The organism is Phycisphaerae bacterium (assembly GCA_024102815.1).
Classification (GTDB): Bacteria; Planctomycetota; Phycisphaerae; order UBA1845; family UBA1845; genus JAGFJJ01.
On record JAGFJJ010000070.1, the window covers coordinates 18797 to 40712 of the forward strand.

The following is a 21916-nucleotide window of genomic DNA, read 5'->3' on the forward strand; positions in this document are numbered from 1 at the left end:
ACCGCTTATTCCCACAGGCTGTGAATTGCGTATCACCGACCCGAACGGCGCCCATCCATCTGCTGCCGCCACGGTGGCATCTGCCCCGGCGTGACCTCGGCCCAGAGACCACGCTTCGCCGCGCGGGCACGCTTCTCCAACACTTCAAACCGGTCGTCGTAGGGATGGCGAAAGCGGAGGTCCGCGTAGGCATGCCCCTCCTCAATGAGCAACTCATTGAACATCGTCCCCCCCGGCTCCAGGTAGACAAACGCCAGCAGCCGGCCGTATCGGTCCCGCGTCCGATTCGGCGCCAGGGCGACAACGACGTTCCGTCCCCCAAGCGACTCTTTCGCGAAGCGAGACGCCTCATCCCCGTGGAACATGGCCGGACGGCCACCATGGGCAACCTCCGGCGTATCGACGCCCCAGAGCCGGATGCGGGTCCGATCGTGATCGCCGTCCGGCGCATCAATGTCGAACGTATCGCCGTCAACGACATGAACCACGCGGAACGACTGGCCGTCATAGCAGGAGTGGTCATCGCCACCGGCGGGGCGGTAAGTAGCGCGATCCCAGATGGCGAGCAACGCCAGGAAGGCGAGCAGCAGTGTCCCGAAACCGGCCCGGCGCCAGCGGCGTGGCAATTGAATCGTCGGGGGAACGACCTTTCGCCGGCTTCGACGGCCCACGCTGTTCTCTCACCAACCTGATGAACACTCGCCCGTCGCCGCTGACCAGTCGAAGCGCATCCCGCGACTCAACTATTGCGAGCTTACGCCGAGCCCCCCTCTCCCAGTCCGAACGCATCGTGCAATGCCCGCAGCGCCCGCGGACCATCCTCGCTACGCACGATGCAGCTCAGCACGATCTCGCTTGTGGAAATGTTCTCGATGTTGACCTTCTCGTGCGAGAGCGTCTCGAACATCGTCGCGGCCAGCTCGGCATGCGAGCGCACGCCCACGCCCACCGCCGAGATCTTGCAGGCGTTTCGATCCACTTCCACGCGACCGATGCCCAGTTCCGCAGCCAGGCGCTCGCACACCGCCTGCGCCTCGAAGGCGTCGTCCGCGTTGGTCGAGAAACTCAGGTTCGCGAGTTTCCCGCCATCGGAGATGCTCTGCACGATGTCATCCACCAGTAGATGGGCCCGGGCCACCTCCGCGAAAATTCGCGCCGCCACGCCCGCCTGGTTCGGAACGTCCTGCATCGAGATCACCGCCAGGTCGCGCTTGATGGACACGCCCTTCACCGCGATCGATTCCATGCCCTTGCTTGAATCCATGATCATGGTCCCCGGTGCGTCGGTCAGCGAACTACGCACGTGAATCGGCACATTGAACTTCTTCGCGAACTCGATGGACCGCGAGTGCATCACCTGCGCGCCCGTCGCCGCCAGCTCCAGCATCGAGTCATATCCGATTTGCTCGATCTTCCGCGCCCGCGGCACCAGGCGCGGGTCGGCCGTGTAGATACCGTCCACGTCGGTGTAGATCTCGCACACATCCGCGCCGAGCACGGCCGCGAGCGCCGCGGCGGTCGTATCCGAAGCCCCGCGCCCCAGGGTCGTAATCTCCCCGGTGGCATCAATGCCCTGAAACCCGGCGATAATGACGATACGTCCGGCGTCCAGTTCGCGATCGATCCGGTCCCGGCTGATCCGCTGAATTCGCGCCTTGGTGTGCACGCTATCCGTCACCAGCCCGAGTTGGCTGGCGGTGAGGCTGATGGCCTCATGACCCGCCGCGTCGATGGCCATCGCCACCAGGGCGATGGATACCTGCTCTCCGGTGGTCATGAGCATGTCCAGCTCGCGCTTCGGCGGATTCGAGCAGACATCCTGAGCAAGCCTGATCAGGCGATCCGTCGTATCCCCCATCGCCGAGACCACCAGCACGACGCGCCGACCTTCCAGCTTCGCCCGGATCGCGCGCCGGGCGGCGCGGTGAATGCGCTCCGCCGTCGCCAGGCTCGTCCCGCCGAATTTCTGCACGATCAGCGCCATGGGGCCATCATAATTGCTTCGTGGTCAATTGCACAAAAAGCCCATCAGGTTCGGTGATGCGGTGGAGGCATCGCGAAGCGGTCGGGGTGAGATTCGTCGGCGATCGCAATCCCGTATTCCTGCGGATCGAATTCCGTACCGCATTCCGGACAACGACCGGTAATGTTCCCTGTCAGATCGTACAGGCAGTTCTTGCAGTGTCCCGGACGGATACGCCAGCGACGCCATCGGTCTCGCCCGAATCGCCAGAGCGGGTACGCCGCCAGCAACGCCACGGGCAGGGCGGGCTGCATTCGCGCGCCGACGATCTTCACGGGCGACGCCACCGACCCCCGCCGGGGTTTGTACTCCTGTGCAACGAATGCATTGGCGGCAATTCTCCCCATCGGCACATGCTGAAGTCGCAGGCAGACCTCTCCGTCGGAGACGCGGTGCACGACCACGCGTCGAAGGTCGTCGTCAATATCGAACCAGACGGGATCCGGGCATCGATACCAATAGAAGCGAATCAACCCCTCGCGGAATAGCAGATAGCCGTGGATGTGGTCCGAGACCCGATAGAATTGGAAAACCGGCAGTACCTCTCCGGCGGTGGCCAGCACAGCCACACCAGCCGCCGAGAGCGTCAGGAACAATAGCAGTATACGGCGCATGTCGTCCTGGCCGGTCCGGCTTGGAAACACCAGTGCCCCGGAACCGAACGCCTACTTCGCTGTGCGAACCACCGAATCCACACCCTTGTTTTCTGCACCATCCGTATCTGCGTCCGAATCGCAGAAAACGCCGATGTCGATCTCGCTGACGCCCCGCTGGGCTGCTTCGGGCGAACCCGTCATCGCCCAACTCCCCACACGAATGGTATAGCAGGCGCCGCCCTCGACATGTTCCACGGAAACGCCGGAAGTTGTCGCTGCGAACCCGCAGAAATCGTCATTGCAGCCCAGTAGCAGTGTGTTATCGGAAGGACAGGTGCACGTCCCGTCCGGCTGGTTCGACCCGTACACGGCCAGCATCGAATCGTAGGTAATCGCATCACACATACGGATCACCATACGCCCGCTGCACGGCGCCAGGTACGTGTACCAGACATCGTGCTGGAAGCTCGACGATTCAGACGTGAAGCATGACGCATCGCCCTCCGGGCCATCCGTCGACGCCAGCCGATTATCGGTCGTGGCCGTGCAACGATAAGCCCGGCCCTGCACCGGCAGGCAAGCCCGCCCGTTCGTGCAATCCTGTCGCGAAAGGCTGCAAACCCCCCCGCCGCGTTCTTCGGTCTCATCGCCCTCGCATCGGCCCAGATTCTCGTCTGCAGTATCGCCGAAACACACCAACTGCGCGTCCTCGCAGTCGTCGTTCGGCGGAACGGGGCAGCCACCGAAGAAATCATCGAGCTGGGCACAGGTCAGATCGTTGAGAAACACCGCCTGGGCCGGACAATCCACGAATGAAACCAGATCCCCGCAGAGCGGCGGCTCGCCCGGGAAGCAGCACGCCCCCAGGATCTCCGGCAGGTCGCCGCCGTCGGGCGGACAGACGCCGCGCCGGGTCTCGTTGAACGCATCCAGCCCCAGTCGATCAACGGCCAGCCAGTAAATCAGCGCCGTCCATCGGCACGCTGCAAACTCGGAACTCGAAACCGGTATGCTCAGCGAGCACGTCCGAATCATGTCTTCGAAGAAGGCCTGGTCGCATTCCCGTTTCGATGTGTCGCATGTGCTGTAGCAGATATCGTGCTGGTCACATGCCTGCGTGAAGCAGACGGTTCCAAGGGGACAATCCGGAATGAACGGCGAGGAATCGAATGTGCCGCAGGCAATGTCGTCGTTCCCCCCCAGCAGCGACTGCTGGAAATTCAGCGCAAGGCGACCCGCCAGGTACGGCTCGAAACCGCAGCCGGCCATGTGGATGAAAACCAGCGCCCCGGTCAGAAACAAGACGCCGTTACCGCTCCAGAATCGCCGCCCGGAAACACGCTTCGTCCCCGCCTTGCTTCCTCCCCGCGTTTGCACCGGACAGAGTCTCCATTGATCCCAGGTACCGGCCCTTCACGCCAAGGAAGCGGCGGCCTATAACCCGTGAAACGGACCATCTTATGGCAACACCAGGTAACCCGACCAGCCGACCATCTGTTCTGACTGTGGGACACTGCGCTCCGGACCACGCCGCGCTCGCAGGCGTGCTCGCACGCGCCGGTGCGAAGGAAATTCGCGCAGCCGATACCACTGAAGAAGCAGTCAGCCGATACCGGGAGTTACACCCCGACCTCACCCTCGTCAACCGGATCTTCGATCTCGACGGCGCGTCAGGCCTCGACCTGATCGCGCGATTGACATCAGCAGAGTCCGAATCCACACCGGTCATGCTGGTGAGCAACTACGCCGACGTCCAGCAACAAGCCGTGGCCGCCGGAGCGCTTCCCGGATTCGGCAAGAATGACCTACACTCGCCGGAGCTTCTCGAGCGTCTCATGTCGTTCCTTTCCCGATCCGCTCCCTTTCCGCAGCCCCGCCACATTTCGCACGAACAAGCGCCGTAAAGTGCTCCCCGCGCTGCACATAATTGGCGTACGCATCGAAACTCTGTGCGCCGGGTGAAAACAGCAGCGCGTCCCCTTCCTCGACGAGATCGCCCCCGCGCACCACCGCCGCAGCGACATTTGGCACCCTGTGAATTGAGGTTTTGGCGGAACTCATCACCTCCCCGAATCGTTCCGCGATCTCGCCCCCGGCCTCCCCGAAACAGACGACGTGTCGGCACCGCCCGGACGCCTCCCCGGCAACCTCACCCCAATCGACATCCTTCCTCCTGCCACCCACCAGGAGCACAACTCGCCCCTCGATGGCTCGCAACGCTCGCAGCGTCGCGGCCGGTGCGGTCGATTTTGAATCGTTGTAGACCCTCGCCCCGTTCAGGATTCCGACAAACTCCAGACGGTGCGGCAAGCCCCGGAATTCTTTCAGCGCATTTGCCACGTGCGAATAGCGCAAACCCAGCTCCCGTGAAACAGCCAGTACTAACCGCGCGTTTTCCGCATTGTGCTCGCCGCGTACCTGGAGCGTGGGCACTGCCATGCCCTCGGCGACCTCGGCCGGACGGACCCAGCCCTCGGGCCGAATCTCCCGCAGCCACTCATCCGCGGGCGGTGCCAACGGTCCCGCGATCAAAGGCTGGTCTCCAGGCCCCAGTATGTTGAACTTCGCCCGGGCATACGTCTCGTACGTACCGTGGCGGTCGAGATGCTGGGGATAAATGTTTGTGATCACCGCGAGCGCCGGCCTCCAGGCGATACGCGGCAAATCCTCGAGCTGCGCGCTGGACATTTCCAGGACAACAATGTCCCGCTCGCACATCCGTCCAACGTCACTCAGTAGCGACTGTCCGATATTCCCTCCGAGGAAGACTCGCTCATGCCCGGCGGCTCGGCCAAGTACCTCCGCAGCGCGGTTGAGAACCTCTGCCAGCATGGCGCAGGTTGTACTCTTCCCGTACGAACCTGTTACACCAATGACGCGGGCCGGGCACCGCTCGCAGAACAGGTTGATTTCCGTCGTCCACGTGATTCCCAGAGACGCCACCTCGGCGAAGAACAAAGATCGCCGCTTGTCCACCGCGGGGTTGATCACAGCCAGATCAATCCCCGCCAGATTGATCCCCTCGTGCCCGCCCAGCCGCCACTCAATTGGCAGTCCGTCCAGCGCCTCGATGGACGCCTCGAGGTCCTCCGACTGGGCCAGATCGGTCACGCAGACTCGGGCTCCCTGCTCCACGAGCCACCGGCTCACCCCGACGCCGCCGCCGAACCGGCCCAAACCCACAACCAGCACCGACCGACCCTTTACCGGCGTGGTCAATGTCGTTCTCCAGGCATCGTTGACAGGATCACCCCTACAGCGCGCAGGGGACAGATTCTAGAACCGACAACCTGGGCCACAAGCCGAGCAATGGAAGATCCCCTTCCACGTCATCCGATTCGGCGCTCCTCCGGGCGTTGCGCGCTTTCCCACCTTCACATCTCCCGCAGTTCCGTGCCACGCAGGTTGTGATACCTCAACCAGCCGCTCTTAACCAACTGCTCCGGCGCCGCCGCTGGAACCGGTGCGCCCTTGGTTGACATGCCTCTTACGGCACCCGTATAAATGCCCGGCCGACGGTGGCGGGCGCGTCGGCCGATTCGACTCCGCCCGCTCGAATGCCCAAGACCGGCCCTCGTAGCTCCGGTACCGGTCCGTCGCCACCGGTAGAGGTTCCATGCCTGTTGGTCGACCGGCCTTTTTCTAAGGATCATTGCGGATGTCAGTTCTCACCCGTTCCACCGCGTACCTGCGCCGTTCCTCGCTCCTTTTCTTGCCCGTTGCCATCGCCCTCCTGACCGCGGGATGCCCAACGGTCCCCACGGACAACAACAACGGCAATGACAACGGCACCGGCTCGGGCACCATCGCCGGCGACATCATTTCCGTCCGCACGGATCGCCAGATTTCCGCCCTCGACTCCTTTATTTCCATCCTCTACAGCGTCAGCAATGCCCCTGCGACCAGCGACGTCGAGGCCTATTACGTTCCCGTCATCGGAACCCCGCCCAATCTCGTCGAGGAAGGCGAGAGGGTGACCATCGCTCAGGGACTCGATGTGGGCACCAACCAGGCGTTTCAGTTCGATCCCGGCGTCGCCGGTGTCGGCAGCTACCAGGTCGGCCTCGTCGTTACGCCGCCAACGGGCAGCCCCGTCGAGATCAAGAGCCGCGGCCGTATTCAGGTACTCGGCCCCCCCGATCCCATGTTTATCCAGCCCCTCGAATCGCCCACGGAAGTCCTCCAGGGCGAGTCCGTTTTTGTCTCGTTCGACGTGGGCGACCCGGAGGATGACGCGCAGTGGCGACTCTTCCTGCTTTCCGATACCGACCCGCGCGACGTTCCGGCCGACCAGCTCGGGTCCGAGCTCAACACCGGACGCAACAACGTCGGCTCCTACACGCTCGCGACCGACGACCTGAACCCCGGCGATTATCAACTGGGCATCTCCGCCACCGACAGCGGCGACTCCGTGGCTCGGACCGTTGCCCGGGGCGAGGAAGATAAGATCATCACGAACACGAACGGTCCCGTCATTCGTGTGGTCGAGGTTGTGCCCACGTCGCCGCCGACCATCCGCGTGACCGCTCCTCCCGCTGCCGGCGTTACGCTGTTCCGCAACGAGGGATACACCGTCCGATTCGAAGCAGCACTCGGAGAGCCGGCCACGTCCGCGTTCGTCGAGGTGTTCTATGACAACAACTCGACCATTGCCGACGGATTCATCGATTTCGTCCCCAACGGTGACAGCCTGCCGGTTACCGGGGATTCTGTCGCATTCCCCACGGACCTGCTCGAAGGTACGTACTACGTCGGCGCAACCATCCGTCAGCAGGGCCAGTCTCCGCTCACCAGCTATGCACCGGGAACCATCCGGGTGGTCCGCCAGGCGACGCTGACCGTTACCGCCCCGAACACGCTGCTGCCTATCGCACCGTCGACCGGGGACAGCGAGGACGCCCAGACGGTAACCGTCCGCTGGCAGACGAACGTACCGCCATCGGCCGGCTCGGTGGATGTTTTCGCCCGCCGACTGAACATGGACGGAAACCCTACCGGATCGGAGATTCCCATCCTCACTGACGCCGAACTGACCGTGACTTCGACGGAGTTCTCCAGCCCGTCATCAGGGCTGTTCCGCATCTATGTCCGCATCGACTTTACCGATCCGCTGGTGACGGACCTGGTCGTCTCCGCGCCACTACCCGTCCGCGTCACATCGCTTCCGCGCGTTCTCTGGCTCGGCGCACTTGATCAGACCAATCCGCCTTTCGAGGGCGCGATTTTCGAGGGTGTGAATTTCGAAGACAACGCGGGCACGAGCTTCAGCCCTGTTGGCGATCTGAATGACGACGATCGCGACGAGTTCCTAATCGGCGCCCGCTACGGAAAGCCCTTCTTCCAGAATCCTACAGGCGTCGGCGTTGGCGAAGCCTATTTACTCTACGGCGCGAGCGGAGCCAGGAAACTCGAGGGCCGCTACAACCTCAACTCCGTCGGTACGACGCTGTTGCCGGGTGTTACTTTCGCGGGCGTGCGCACGCCGCAGGAATCCAACGACACCGACGGAATGAGCTCCATTTCCCGGCTGCCCGATGTGGATGGCGACGGTCGTGACGAACTCGTCTTCGGCTTCCCGGACACGGCTTCGCGCGGACATAATGTCGATCCCGAACAGAACGGTGTAGTCGACCCACACAGCCTCATGACGCTCGAACGTGAAGACCAATTCCTCCGCGGCGGCGTGGTGGTCGTCAGCAGCCAGAACAGCATTTTTCGACAGAGCACGCCGACACAAAACACGATAAATCTCGATCTCGTGGGTCAGGATTTCGATGTCACCTGTGCTCAGCGCGAGCCGGAAGACCGCGCAGATGCGCAAGTCTGGGGCGCTGCCGTTTTAGACATCTACTCGCCACCGCAGAACGGGTGCACCGGCTCTTGCGCACAACCAAGTAGCGGTGGTGCTTCGGATGCGACGCAGTATTATCGATTTGGCTTCGTGAGCGCGCTCGCCCGGCATTACTTCGCCACTTACGTCTACAGCCGCGATTTGTACGGAGGGACTCCCGACTGTTCCGAACCAGCGCCATTCTGGGGAAATGGGTGCCTAGGGACCATCGAAATGACCTATTGCGGCGGGCTCGGCGGTCCGTGCGAACCTTTCTCACCGGGGCTTTATACGTTCGCCGAGGATCCGGACGGCCCGACCGACCCGGCTGGATTTACCACCTTTACGAGGACGTCCGGTTTCTACCCGGCGTTCCTGCCCAATCCGAACAATGACAACACTTCCATTGCGAACAGTCCCCGCGAGCCTTTCGGCGCCCGCGTCATCGGTGTCGGACTTAGCGACAAGTTCGGGACATCGCTGACTCTAAGTAACGCCACTGGAACTGGGGCCGGTGACATTATCGTATCATCGCCGAACCGGACCGCCCGGGGCATTTTGCTTGGACCGGCAGGAGGCCCTGAAGCCGGCGGCGAAATCGACGGACTCGGATCGGAAACCGCGGCTGAATCCGGCGTCGCCTACATCTTCGGACTCCGCAGCCTGTGGACCGCGAGCGGCGGAAGATTCCCCCCGAAGCCTCATCAATACATCGTAGGTGAAGCGAGTCATTGCGGTGGACCGATTCCGCTCATCCCCAACATCGAGGCCATCCGTATTGCCGGATTCACCGGCGATCGGATTACCAACATTGTGGGCATCGACGACTTCAACAGCGACGGCAGAGATGACATCGCCGTTGGCGCGCCGACTGCAAACGACGGCAATGGGCGCATCTACATCGCTTTCCGCCGCTCGCCGGCTATCGAAGGCGACTACGTACTTGAGAAGCTCTCCCTCGATCCCAACAATCCCGAACGATTGGCTGGCGTTCTCATTGTTAGCAACTCGACTGCAGCATTTGGTGCCAGCCTGACCACCGGCGTGGATTTCAATGGAGACGGGCTCAACGATCTCGTTGTGGGCAGTCCAAATGCCAGCGGAGGCATCGGCGAGATCATCGTCGTCTTTGGTGACCCCCAGTTAGTCAGTCCGGCTGGCGGGATTTCCCTTACGACCCTCCTCACCACCCGAAACGCCCAAGGCCGCCCGCGCGCCGTGCGCATCACCGGAAACGCCCTCGACACCACGGGCCGGTTCGGATTCAACGTCGCCAACGCGGGGGATGTTGACGGGGACGGGAAGAACGACCTGCTCATCTCCGCCCCGAATGGAACGCCGCGATTCGATCCCAACCCCACCGACGCCGACGACGTGCTCTCCGAACCCGGCATCGACGCCGACTTCGACGGCTCCTCAGACACCGTCAACGACCTCACGGCCGCGGGATTGGTCTACGTGGTTTCCAGCCGCAACCGCCTCGATCAGATTCGCACGTGCACGACCAGCGGCGACGCCTGCTCCAGCAGTGCCGACTGTGCCGCCGGGGAGCAATGCCAGATGCCGGCCAACATGAGCATCAGCATCGATCAGCTCGGCTCCGCTCAGCTTCGCGGATTCATGATCGCCGGCATCCGCGCCGGAGACCGCATCGGCGGAGGTGACGCCGGCGACTCCGCCGCAGGGGGAATCGACGGCAAGGTCGGCCGCGGACGCTCCTTCGGGCTCTCCATGGCCGGCGATGTCGACGGTGACGGCCGCGGCGACATTCTTATCGGATCCGTCCTGGCTGACCCGCGCCGCGACCCCAACACCGACATCGGTGTCCAGAACGCGGGCGAGGCGTATCTGGTGTATGGTTCGGCCGCGCCGTGACGCGGACTTCACCGAGCCGCCTTGATCCGGGCGCGGTTGCGATGCGCCCGCGGGGTGGGTTCGCGCCATGCACCGCACCGCGCGAATTATTCCCGAAATCCGATAACATTCTGCCTGCCGGTCCGAGTACGACGAACCGGGCATCATATTGGTTGACAGACACTTAACGGTGGCGATACGATTGCCAGCGGGTTGTCGTGGTGACCGCGCTCGGCGTGCTCCGCTCGGCCGACGGGACGGGGTTCGGCTCGCATCGCTGTTCGCCCCATCCCATCCCCCCGATGTGGCTCCTTCGTAGGCACTGCGCTTGCGCTGTGTGCACCCGCAATCGTCTGATGGCAGGCTCGAAGTCCTGCGCCGCCAACGCTGTGCAGGTTCTTCCGGCATCGAGCAACCGCGAGAGGGACCAATGCCGCTTCCTCATTCGGGAAGAGCGGTAACCAGAGCAGGAGTAGTACAGAATATGTCAACACGCACGATGCTGACCGGTGCGAACCGCAGGCTCATCCTTCTGGTCCTTCTTGCCATTTGCGCTTCATGGGGTACGGCGCAGCGCAGCCATGCCGCGGAACGGAAGTTCCTCGTCATGCTCGCCAACTCTCCCAAGGAGCATGGCGCAGCCCAGGTGCCTCCCGGCGAACCTCCACTCGAGAATCCTGCCGACGTCTACCAGGCCTATTTCGGTCCTGGCAGCTCCTTCGCGAACTACTGGAAGGAAATCAGCTACGGCGATGTGACCGTAACCGGCGATGTCACCGATTGGATCGAGCTCCCCTGGCCAATCCAGCCCAAGGGCTCCACGCCTTCGGACGCCGAAGACCTCAATGACCTGCAAGACATCCTTTTCTCCTACGGAAAGCCCGAGAGATTTGACAACAGTCAGGGCATGGTGCGCATCGACATCGACGGCGATCCCAATGGCGAGGACAACGGTCCGTTCGCAAATGAGTTCCCCGAGGGCAGCTACGATACGACCGCGAACGGCGGCTTTGACGTCTGGCGACCCGGCGGCCGTTTTCTGGACATAGACGGCGATGATCGGTGGGACGGCCTCGATGAGGCCAGGAACGCCATGGACTTCGATGGCGACGGTCGTGCCGATCTGCTCGGCCCCTGGCTCGACCTTGACGGGAGCGGCACCCCCAACAACACGGGAAACTGCATCTATCTTCCCGACTCCGACAATGACGGCAATCCCGATTGCTGCCCGAACGGGCCGGGTCAGACAGGCTGTGCCGGATTCCCAGTCGATTCCCCCATGGGCCAGCCGGACACGGCCTGCCCGGGAACCACATGGACCGACGCCCGCGGCGCAGCCGTCAGGGATTGCAACGGCAACCTGATCCCCGACACGTGCGATGTCGCCGGTGGCTGTGAGCGCGACGACTGCCGCGAGACGGACTGGTACCAGCGCAACGCCAGTCGATGCACGCAGCTCGCCCAGAAGAGCGCGGACCGACTGCCCGGCGTCGACGAAGAGGGATCATGTTCCGATGGGGAACCCGACGGCATTCCCGACGAATGTCAATTCGAGGAGGGTCGCACCGGGGAGCTTTGCTGCAACTCGCCGACCGATTCCTGCACGCCCGCCGTCCGTGCCACAACGCCCCGATGCGAGTTCCACGACGTAAACGGCAACAACCAGCTCGACGTCGTCGAACCCTTCGAGTCGTTCGTCCGCACCATCTACGGCCGGAGCCTCGATCCCACGGATCCCACGCCGATCTTCCCTCCGCCCATGAATCCGAACGCTCCCAAGACGCTCGGCGAAAAGAACGAAAAATATATCCGCGACAACTACCCCGGCGACGCCGATTCCATCATCGCCATGTCCACCGGCCGGGTCATTTTTGGAAGCCACGATCCCTTGCTGAAGGGTCTCGGTGGATGCAAGTGTCCGAGCGGCGATGCCTGCGAAGTCGCCGTACTCGGAACGTGCGAGGCCAATCCGAGCCGCTTCTGCCGCTACCCGGACATCGGCGATTGCGAAGGAGCGGGAGATTGCCTTCCCGTCGAAAATACCGTAACCCTGCTTTTCTGCCCGGACCTCGACCGCCGGCACATCCAGTTTACCCCACCGGACCGCTGGTTCGAGCCCGGCGATGAAACCGCCCCCCCCACCACGACCAAGATGTGGATTCCGCCGCGCGGCGACATCCGCGAGAACGAGGAATTCAGTTGTGTGGCAGAAGCTCCGCTAACGCTTCCCGTGATGAAATCAACGCCAAGACCTTCCTGGTTAGCAACAGCATGGAAGGACCGTTACTGCGGGGAAGACAATCCCGACTGCTGCCCACACGACAACTGTGTTCCAGCCTGGAATTCCACCATCAATCACTGGGAGCGTTACGATGCCCAGCTGCGGCGCTTTTTCAAGGCCAATCGTGGCGGGCTTACCGGTGAAGGCGTGGGCTGGACGGGTGGCGGAGCCAACACGCAGCTCCAATTCGTCACCTGCATTTTCGACGAGGATTCCTTCGGCCAGGCGCGCATTCTCCCGGAGGAGCAGGGCGGCGTGGGATCCAAGCTCCAGCAATTCGACGGCTGGGTGGAATATGACGATCTGCCGTCCTCCAAGTATCACCGAGGTGGCGATCTCGCCCTGGGCGAGGTGACCTCCCCCTTCAATACGGAAATCTACGGTGAGGATCTCTATCCCGTCTTGGGCGGCGGCGACGGCCAGATCAGGGCCGCCGGTCCCTTGGCCCTTTCCTCGAACGGCACGCTGGACAATGACGCCGGTAACCTGCTCAACATGGAAGTCCTGACCTGGAGGACCGAGGCGCCGTTCAACACCGGTGACTACTGGGAATGGCAGCAGGTTTGGGTCCATGGCAATGCCGGATTCCACCCTTACGCCGGCCCGCTGGGCGGGCAGGGCGAAAACCTTGGCTTCCGCGACTACAACCTCGACGGTCTCATCGACCAGGGCGAGGTTCGGCCGCAGGGATCCGAGAATTACCTCGTTGATAGCTTCATCGAATTGGGACGTATCCCAGGCACCGAAACGCAGTACCCCTTCAACCGCCAGAGAATCCTCGAAGATCTTGTCGAGGCACTCGATCCCATCGTCGACTTCGACGACTACATCGACACGGTTTCTCTCAACCAGATCGAATGCAGCCAGGGGAAGCCGGCAGATCTGGTACCCACGGCCTACCCCATTTATGACGAAACGGGCTTTGTGAATCCTCCCAGACTCATCGAACCCGTCGGCGTCGTTTCGGGCATCGTACTTCTTTCAAGGGACTCGCACGGATCAGGAGACTTCCTCCGTGCGCCGAGTTACTACCCGATACACAACGAAGACGCGGACCCCAGCTCCGATTACTCGTTCCCCGACCGCACAGGCTCGAGGACCAATTGGAACCTGTTCTTCCACGACCTCGTCATCGAGATGAATGACGCGCGGGCGGCCAACGCCTATCAGGTCGCGTATTCAGCCCACGAGTATCTCCACACATGGGAGGGCTGGCCCGACCTGTATGACTACGACATCTACAAGGACGAACCAGGTGTCGTCATTAATACCCCGATTGGCCGGTGGGATATCATGGCGGGCTCGGGTCGGGTCCCAATCGCCCTGGTTCATTCCATTCCGCCACTGAAGGAGTCGTTCTGCACACGTTGGATCGATCCGGTCGATCTGACTACCGTCCTGACGCCCGGCGTGGATACCACGGTCACGCTCCCACGTTCGGAGTTCGTCCGCGACGATAGCTATCTCTTCTTTGAGAATCCCAGCCGGCCCGGCGAGCGCTTCTATTTCTGGTCCGTTGGGAGTGGGTTCGACGTCAACATGCCCGCCAGCGGCATGCTGATTCTGCACACCGACATCGGCTCCAATCCGGAAGCCCTGCCGTTCCTCACCCAGAATGGAACCCGCTTTAACTACGTCATTGTCCAGGCGGACGGTTTGGGCGACCTCGAAGCCGGCAATCCTCCCTACGGCGATGCCGGTGATCCCTGGCCGGGCTCCACCAACAAACGTGTCTTCGATTGCAGCACCAATCCCGCCAGCCGCTGGTATACCCTCAACGCCTGCTCGGGTTTGGAAGTCCGCAACGTATCGCTGGACGGAAATGGTTCGGCCTCGGTCATCTTCAACTGGCAGCCGACGAACATCCCCAGTCTGTCGTTTATCGATCCGCCCGGCGGAACCTCCGTCAACAAGCAATACCAGGTTCGCTTCCGCGCCGCCGACGTCTACGGCGGAACGACCATACGCCTGTATTTCTCCCAGGATGTTGACGATTTCACCCAGTCCGCCGCGAATCGCATCGGCGACGTCGTCAAGTCCACTCCGGGATTCGTCAACCTCAGTCGGCAGTGGAACATCACCGGCTTGGCTGATGGTCAGTACTTCATCTTTGCCCACTTGGTCCCGGGCATCGGTTCTGACGGAATCGAAGAACCCTACACCACGCCGCGCGCCGGGCGCAACAACGAGGGCAATGGCTCGCTCGTCGTCGACCACGCCTATGTCAGCGACAAGGTGGTCAATGGCGAGGCGCGATCGCAAACGTGGAAGGCCGAGTGCACCTCCACCGATGGCTCCACCTGGTTGATTTCCAGCACCGTCACGCAGATCGAGCCGGACGAAGGCGTAACACCGCCGGCCGGTTATATCGCGACAACGGGCCAGCCCTATACCTCGACGGACGATTCCGTCCGCTTCACCATCCAAGCCGGCTCCACGCCCTTCACCGTGGGAGACATTTTTGTCTTCACGACGACCGGCGTGACCGCCATGAGCGCGCCGGTCAATATCGTGGGCGGCCGAATCAGCGAGAACCCGATCGCAGTGATCAAAGCGTCACCGCTTACGCCCAAGAGCGGCGAGGCCGTTTCCTTTGACGGTCGGGATTCCTTCAACCCGGACGGGCGGGATCTCCAGTACCAGTGGAACTTCGGCGATGGAACATCCGCCACCGGCTCGACCGTTCAGCACGTCTACACCGGCGCCCGGACGTACACCGCCGTGCTCCGCGTGACCGACGCGGTTTCCGGCCGATTCGGCGAATCCTCGGTGGACATCATTCTGCCCAACAATTCGCCCAAGGCCGTCATTCGCGCCACGCCTTCCAGTGGCAAGCTGCCACTCGTCGTGAGCTTCTCCGGAACGGAATCCAGCGACGCCGAGTCGCCCAATAACCGCCTCATCTACACGTGGCAGTTCGGGGACGGAACTTCCGTCGGAACCGGCATTCCCGGCGAGTTGAGCACCGTATCTCACACGTACACGACGCAGGGCGACTTTACTGCCTCGCTGACCGTCACGGATGAGGGCGGCAAGTCCAACACCGCCACCGTCAAGATCCTTGCGGGGAACTCCCGTCCTGTCGCGGTCATTACCACGACGGCGCTCAATGGTACGGATAACCACGAAGTGACGTTCAACGCCATCAATTCTTTCGATCCGGATGGCGATGCGTTCACGATTCTCTGGAATTTCGGTGACGGTCAGACCGCCGGCCCCTATCCGCCGACCGGCCCGGCCGGCACGACGAACGGGAACGTCACGCACCTGTTCAAGATCCCCTCCGGGCAGACCTCGGCCGTCTTCAAGGTGACCGCTACCCTCACCGACGCACGCGGCGCCTCGACGTCGTGGCCGGGTGTCGATGTACGCCTCTCGCAGGCGGCCACCGGCACCTCGACGCCGTTCGCCATCTTCACGCTTGACCCCGACCCGCCCGTGGCCGGCGAGCAGTTCACCGCCGATGCGTCGCTGTCCTTCGACCGCCCCGGTGGAGGTCCGCCTGCGTCGTACGAATGGAGTTTCGGCGACGGCAGTACGGCCACAGGTCGCGTGGCTGCGCATACCTACGCCGCGGCGGGTGTGTACCAGATCATGCTCACCGTCGCCGATGCCGAGACGCCACCCAACAAGGCCTCGACAACCCGGACAGTCACCGTCGCCGGATCAGGCCAGCCGCCGCCGGGTGCCAATCAACCTCCCAAGGCCGCGCTAACCGTCAATCCGTCACGCGGTCCGGTCGGGACGGCGTTCACATTCGACGGCAGCGGCTCGGCCGATCCCGAGGGCGCCGCGCTGACCTATCGTTGGGTCTTCGGCGACGGCGCGACTGGCCGCGGCGTCCGCGTGGAACATGCGTACGACACACCAGGGTTCTACCAGGTGCGCCTCACCGTCCGCGACAACAAGAACGCGTCGGATGACGCCGTGACGACCGTCGAAGTCACCGGCGAGCAGGGCAACCAGGACCCCGTCGCGATCATCGGCTCCGGCAAGCGCTCCGGGGCGGCGCCGCTTCGCCTTACGTTCAACGGCGAGAACTCTTACGATCCTGACGGCGACTCGCTCACCTACGCGTGGACGATCACGCAGAACGACGCCATCGTCGCGAACCTCAGCGGTGCCGTGGTCACCTACACCTTTACACAAGTCGGCGACTACGAGCTCTCGTTGACCGTGGAGGATGGAAACGGCGGCTCGAACACGCGCGGCCCCATTTTGATCGAGGTCTCGCTGGCGCCGACCGTCAATGACAATACCAACACGAACGACAACCAGAACGAGAACGGCGGGACAGGCCGTCCGGTGCGTCCATCGGGTATCTGCGGCATCGGGATGCTGCCGGCCCTCTTCGTCTCGCTGCTGGGACTCGCTGGTTTTGCGGCTCGCCGCCGCACACCGCTGGGCGGTCGATAGTCGCCCTCCGGCGGCGTTGCAGAATTGTTGATCCTCCCCTGCCCCCGTCGGCGGTCATCCGTCGGCGGGGGCCGTAGTTTCCATTCCCTCGCACCCGTGTATAATCCGCCTCCTAGGTGCTGTGCCCGAATCCCGACGGACGCGGCACATGGGGCTGACCATGACCGCAATCGTTGCTCGCTCCCTGCTGGCCCTCCTGTCCGGTGCCGCCGCGCTCGATGGTGATATCCATTGGACCGGTACACCTGGCACAGCCGTGTTCTGCGCCCGTGAGGCAGCACTCGCACATTCCCTCGCACCGGTTTTTGTCGTCGATTGGTCGGTGACGATGCCCCCGGCCGCGGAGCTGGCTCCCCCCGCCATCGTCCACGGTAACATCGTCCGCGTCCTCCCCCCGGAGGATCATTTCCTCGCCCGGTTCCTCCGCCCCACACGTATCGGCAGCCGGTTCGGCCCGTAACCGCTCGTTGTACAACGCCGCGTTCTCTCTTATCGTCGAAACATCAACTGCGCGCACTCAACATCAACCGTACTCCGCGGCCGGCGCCGCCCTGACAGGAATTTTCCGCCATGAGCGTTCTTGGAACATCCTCGCGCTTCTTCAAAGCCGTCACCGATCTACCCCGTAAACTCATCGGCTCCCGCAATGATCGTCTGGTCAAGGGCTACGCCCGCCAGGTTCCGCCCGTCGCCGAGCGCGAATCCGACATCCGCGGCAACTTCGACGCCCGATACGCCGAACGCTGCGCAGCCGATGGCATCGACGCCCTCCCCGCCGAAGAGCAGCCCGTTGCGCGACAGCGAATTCGCTTCGAATGCAGCAGTGATCTCCGCGAACGCACCGCCGAACTCCGCGAGCGCTGCGCCGCCGTCATGCAGCCCCACCACACCTGGTGGAGCGAACTCAAGCCCACCGAGCAAGTGCAGGAGTACTACAAGAACGAGTACCGCAAGCGCTACGCCAAGGCCCTTGACGCCTACGACCGCGACGGCATCTACGCCGAAGCGTTCGCCGTCCTTCGCGAATCGTCTCGCCGCGCCCAGAACCACCGCCATTTCGATTGCCAGCTCATCGGCGGACGCGTTCTCGCCGAGGGTAAGATCGCCGAAATGCGCACCGGCGAAGGAAAAACCATCGTCTGCCACCTCGCGGCCTATCTTCAGAACCTCTGCGGCCACAAGGTCCACATCGTCACCGTCAACGACTACCTCGTGAAGCGCGACGCCGAGTTCGCGTTTCCCATCTTCGAGCTCCTCGGCATTTCCGTCGGGTATATCCAGGCCCAGGTCGACCCCGGCGGACGGGAGGGCGTCCGCCACCGCGCCTACGCCTGCGACATCACCTACGGCACCAACGCCGAGTTCGGATTCGACTATCTACGCGACAACATGAAATCGCGCCTCCAGGACCAGGTTCAGGGGCCCCTCGACTACGTCGTCGTCGATGAAGTCGATTCCATCCTCATCGACGAAGCCCGGACCCCCCTCATCATCTCCGGCTCCGCTCAGGACGACGTCTCCCGCTACCCCCGCGCCGACAAGGTCGCCGAGGAACTCGTCCGCCGCCAGGCCGTCTGGGACCGCAAGGTCATGCAGACCGTCGCGAAGTTCGACGGCGACACCCACAACATTCCCAAGCTGACCGACGCCATGAACGTGCTCGGCTACAAGGAACGTGGAAAGTCAAAGAAGAATGAGCCCGCGGAGGAAATCGTCGCCCCGACAGATGAAGACGAGGATGAGGAAGTCATCGAGTTTACCTCGGGCAAAGGAGGCCGCCGCCGCGCTACCCTCGGCCCGGATTTCCTCACCGACGACCACGTCGAGGCCATCCAGATGTACGAGGCCAACGTCCTCCAGCTACCGCCCGCCGAGCAGTATCGCCGCTACTTCATCATCCAGATCGAGCGCAAGCAGGCCGGGCTCACCCACGACGGTGTCACCATCGCCCAGGAGCTGCTCGACATTGGCAGCCTCTACAGCGGCGCCAACATGGAATGGCCGCACCTGATTGAGAACGCCCTCCGCGCCCACAAGGTCTATCGCCGCGACACCGACTACGTCGTCCAGAACGGCCAGATCATCATAGTCGATACCTTTACCGGTCGTCTCATGCACGGACGGCAGTGGTCGGACGGCCTGCACCAGGCGGTCGAGGCCAAGGAGCACGTCGTCGTCAAGGAGGAAACGCAGACCCTCGCCACGATCACCATCCAGAACTTCATCAAGCTGTACCGCATCAAGGCGGGTATGACCGGTACCGCCATGACCGAGGGCACCGAATTCGACAAGATCTACAAGCTCGATGTCGTGGCCATACCCACCAACCGCCCCGTCAACCGCATCGACCACAACGACAAGATGTACCGCACGGTGCAGCAGAAGTTCGAGGCCATCGTCGAGGAAATCCACGAGATCCACCGCCGCGGCCGACCCGCCGATCCCTTTCTCATCGCCGATGTCCTCACCGCCCTCAAGCCCATTCTTCGCAAGCTCGACCGCGACACGTCGCGCATCGACGAAGCCCTCAAGAACTTCAACAAGGCCGAGTACGGCGACCGGGAGGTCATTCGCTTCATGCTCGAGACCTACGACGAGATGATGGGCGATCTGGTCCGGGGCCGACCCGTCCTCGTCGGCACCACCAGCGTCGAGAACTCCGAGAAACTCTCCAAGCTCCTCGAGCAGCGCTATGGCATCGAGCACGAAGTGCTCAACGCCAAGAACCACGCCCGCGAAGCCGACATCGTCGCCAAGGCCGGGTTCCAGACGCCCCCGCGGAAAGGCGCCGACAAGTTCGCCCACGGCAACGTGACCATCGCCACGAACATGGCTGGTCGCGGAACCGACATCAAGCTCGGTTCCGGCGTCGTCTTTGAGAAATGCAGGGTACCGGCGGAACTCCCCGCCGGAAGCCGTCCCGGCGCCCTCTACCCCACCGGCGTCACCAAGTGCTGCATCAACTGCGAGGAATATGACCCCAAGACGAATTGTGCCCACTGCTTCAAACCCAAGCTCGATCCCCGCTTCCCCGAATTGGGGCGCAAGGTCTGCTCGCTGAACGTCCCCTGCGGATTGCACATCGTCGGTACCGAGCGCCACGAGTCCCGGCGCATCGACAATCAGCTCCGCGGCCGGTCCGGACGCCAGGGCGACCCCGGTTCATCCCGCTTCGCCCTCTCCCTCCAGGACGATCTCCTCAAGCTCTTCATGTCCGACTGGATGCTCAAGATGATGGAGCGCCTCGGATTCACCGAAGGCACGAGCCTGGAGGACAAGCGCCTCAACAAGGGTATCGAACGCGCCCAGCGGAAGGTCGAGGAACGCAACTTCGCCACCCGCAAGCATCTGCTGGAATGGGACGAACCCATGGACTTCCAGCGCAAGGAATTCTACACCGCCCGTCAGCGCATTCTCGAACGCCGCGACCTTCCCGAACTGATCTTCGGCATCATCGACAACACCATCAACACCACCGTCGATCAGTACCTCGGGCGCACATTCGCCCAGCAGTGCATTGTCGAGTGGTGCCGTGCCCGTCTCGACCTCACCATCGCCGAGGATGCCGTGAACATCGACGACATCGAGGCCGCCCAGGATAGCATTCGCCGCAAGGCCCGCGACGAAGCCCACGAGCAGATCGGCACCGTCATCGGCGAATACATCGACCCCGAGGATCCGCCGAACAAGTGGGACATCAGCGGCCTGCTCCATTGGGCGCAACGCGCCTACAAGGTCTCCTTCACGCAGAACCAGCTCCGCAAGATGCAGCCCCAGGAGATTGAGGACGCCCTCATTGAGGCGGCCGAGACCTACTACGACGGTCTCAATCTCGACGGAATCGCTGTTTATCTCGATCCCAAGTACCCGCAGGAGGCCTTGGCCGAGTGGGCCCGCAACAAGTTCGCCATCGAGCTCCAATCCGAGGAGCTCCTCGAGCGGACCAACGATGATATTCGCAACCTCCTCCGTGAACGCATTCGCGCCGGTTACCGCGAGCGCGAAATCAGCTACCCCATCGACGCGGCCCTGGACCGCGCCTTCGGCGAAGCACGGCCCGAGGATGCCGTCGCCGCAGAGTTCCTCGCCCGCTGGGTCAACGCCAAGTACCGTTTGAACTGGACGCCCGAGCAGGTTCAGCAGAAGCCGGTGCCTGAGATTCGAACCGAACTGCTGGACGTCGCCCGCGCCTTTCACGAGGGAAAGCTCGAGCAGGAAGTCGACGAGCAGGTGCACGGCAAGACCGACGACGAAGCCATTGCCTGGGCTCGGGAGCGTTTCGGCGTCGCCTGGAACGAACCCCAGTTCGCCCGCCGCGACGGCGACCTTCGCGGCGCCATCCTCGAACAAGGCCGCGAAATGCTCCGCTTCGAGCTCACCCGCCTCGAGCAATTCGTTCTCTTGCGGATTTACGACCAGGCTTGGAAGGACCACCTGCTCGAGATGGACCACCTCAAGACGGCCATCATGCAGCGACCCATGGGTGGCGATCAGACCCACCCCCAGAGCCAGTACGCCATCGAGGGCCGCGATCTCTTCACCCAGATGTGGAACCGCATCGCCAACCGCGTTACCGACGTGGTCTTCAAGGTCCAGATGCCCGGATCCCCGGGATCCGCGTCACCGACCGCTGGAACCAGCGGGGGCGCCGTCAACTTCTCGCACGCCGACGCCACCAACGTCGGCTTCGCGGCCGCCGCTCGCGACCAGGAATCAGCCATGCGCGCCCAGAACGTCGAGCAGAAGGTCGAGACCATCCGTCGCGAGCAGCCCCGCGTCGGACGCAATGACCCCTGCCCCTGCGGCAGTGGCAAGAAGTACAAGCAATGCCACGGCCGGACATAGACCGAGCGAGCCGCGGGCTTTCATCCCGCGCAGACCTGCCCAGCTCCGAAGGGCGGGTCATGCCCGCCGAG

Annotated in this window: 10 protein-coding genes; 5 read left to right on the plus strand and 5 right to left on the minus strand. The window is 63.0% G+C overall.

The annotated features are described in order from the left end of the window. Positions 1-32 precede the first annotated feature (32 nt). The 4 genes from J5J06_17945 to J5J06_17960 all read right to left on the minus strand — a co-directional run bounded on the left by J5J06_17945 (position 33) and on the right by J5J06_17960 (position 3996). Positions 33-671, minus strand: coding sequence for a thermonuclease family protein (locus tag J5J06_17945; GenBank protein MCO6438979.1), 639 nt, complete (start codon positions 669-671; stop codon positions 33-35). An 83-nt stretch (positions 672-754) separates the two neighbouring features. Continuing rightward, entirely contained in the window at positions 755-1984 is a 1230-nt protein-coding gene (locus J5J06_17950) for an aspartate kinase (protein MCO6438980.1), read from the minus strand. 44 nt (positions 1985-2028) lie between these two features. Continuing rightward, on the minus strand, positions 2029-2637 hold the full coding sequence (locus J5J06_17955; GenBank protein ID MCO6438981.1) for a hypothetical protein: 609 nt from the start codon (positions 2635-2637) through the stop codon (positions 2029-2031). Positions 2638-2688: 51 nt separating this feature from the next. Further along, the gene (locus J5J06_17960; GenBank protein MCO6438982.1) at positions 2689-3996 is read right to left on the minus strand and encodes a hypothetical protein; all 1308 of its coding nucleotides are present in this window, start codon (positions 3994-3996) and stop codon (positions 2689-2691) included. An 83-nt stretch (positions 3997-4079) separates the two neighbouring features. On the opposite strand from J5J06_17960, the gene J5J06_17965 reads away from it, so the two are divergent. Then, a complete protein-coding gene (locus tag J5J06_17965; GenBank protein ID MCO6438983.1) occupies positions 4080-4523 on the plus strand; it encodes a response regulator in 444 nt (147 codons plus the stop codon). Here the strand turns inward: J5J06_17965 and J5J06_17970 are convergent. Further along, a complete protein-coding gene (locus tag J5J06_17970) occupies positions 4453-5838 on the minus strand; it encodes a hypothetical protein (GenBank protein ID MCO6438984.1) in 1386 nt (461 codons plus the stop codon). The two genes, J5J06_17965 and J5J06_17970, sit on opposite strands and share 71 nt — an antisense overlap. Before the next feature lie 439 nt (positions 5839-6277). Here J5J06_17970 and J5J06_17975 point away from each other — a divergent pair, with 439 nt between their 5' ends. The 4 genes from J5J06_17975 (at position 6278) to J5J06_17990 (ending at position 21845) form a co-directional block, all read left to right on the plus strand. Next, on the plus strand, positions 6278-10324 hold the full coding sequence (locus tag J5J06_17975) for an FG-GAP repeat protein (protein ID MCO6438985.1): 4047 nt from the start codon (positions 6278-6280) through the stop codon (positions 10322-10324). Between the two features lie 463 nt (positions 10325-10787). Beyond that, entirely contained in the window at positions 10788-17000 is a 6213-nt protein-coding gene (locus J5J06_17980) for a PKD domain-containing protein (protein ID MCO6438986.1), read from the plus strand. 160 nt (positions 17001-17160) lie between these two features. Continuing rightward, on the plus strand, positions 17161-17460 hold the full coding sequence (locus J5J06_17985) for a hypothetical protein (GenBank protein MCO6438987.1): 300 nt from the start codon (positions 17161-17163) through the stop codon (positions 17458-17460). A gap of 110 nt (positions 17461-17570) precedes the next feature. Beyond that, complete coding sequence (locus tag J5J06_17990) at positions 17571-21845, plus strand: SEC-C domain-containing protein (GenBank protein ID MCO6438988.1); 4275 nt, start codon at positions 17571-17573, stop codon at positions 21843-21845. Positions 21846-21916 lie beyond the last annotated feature (71 nt).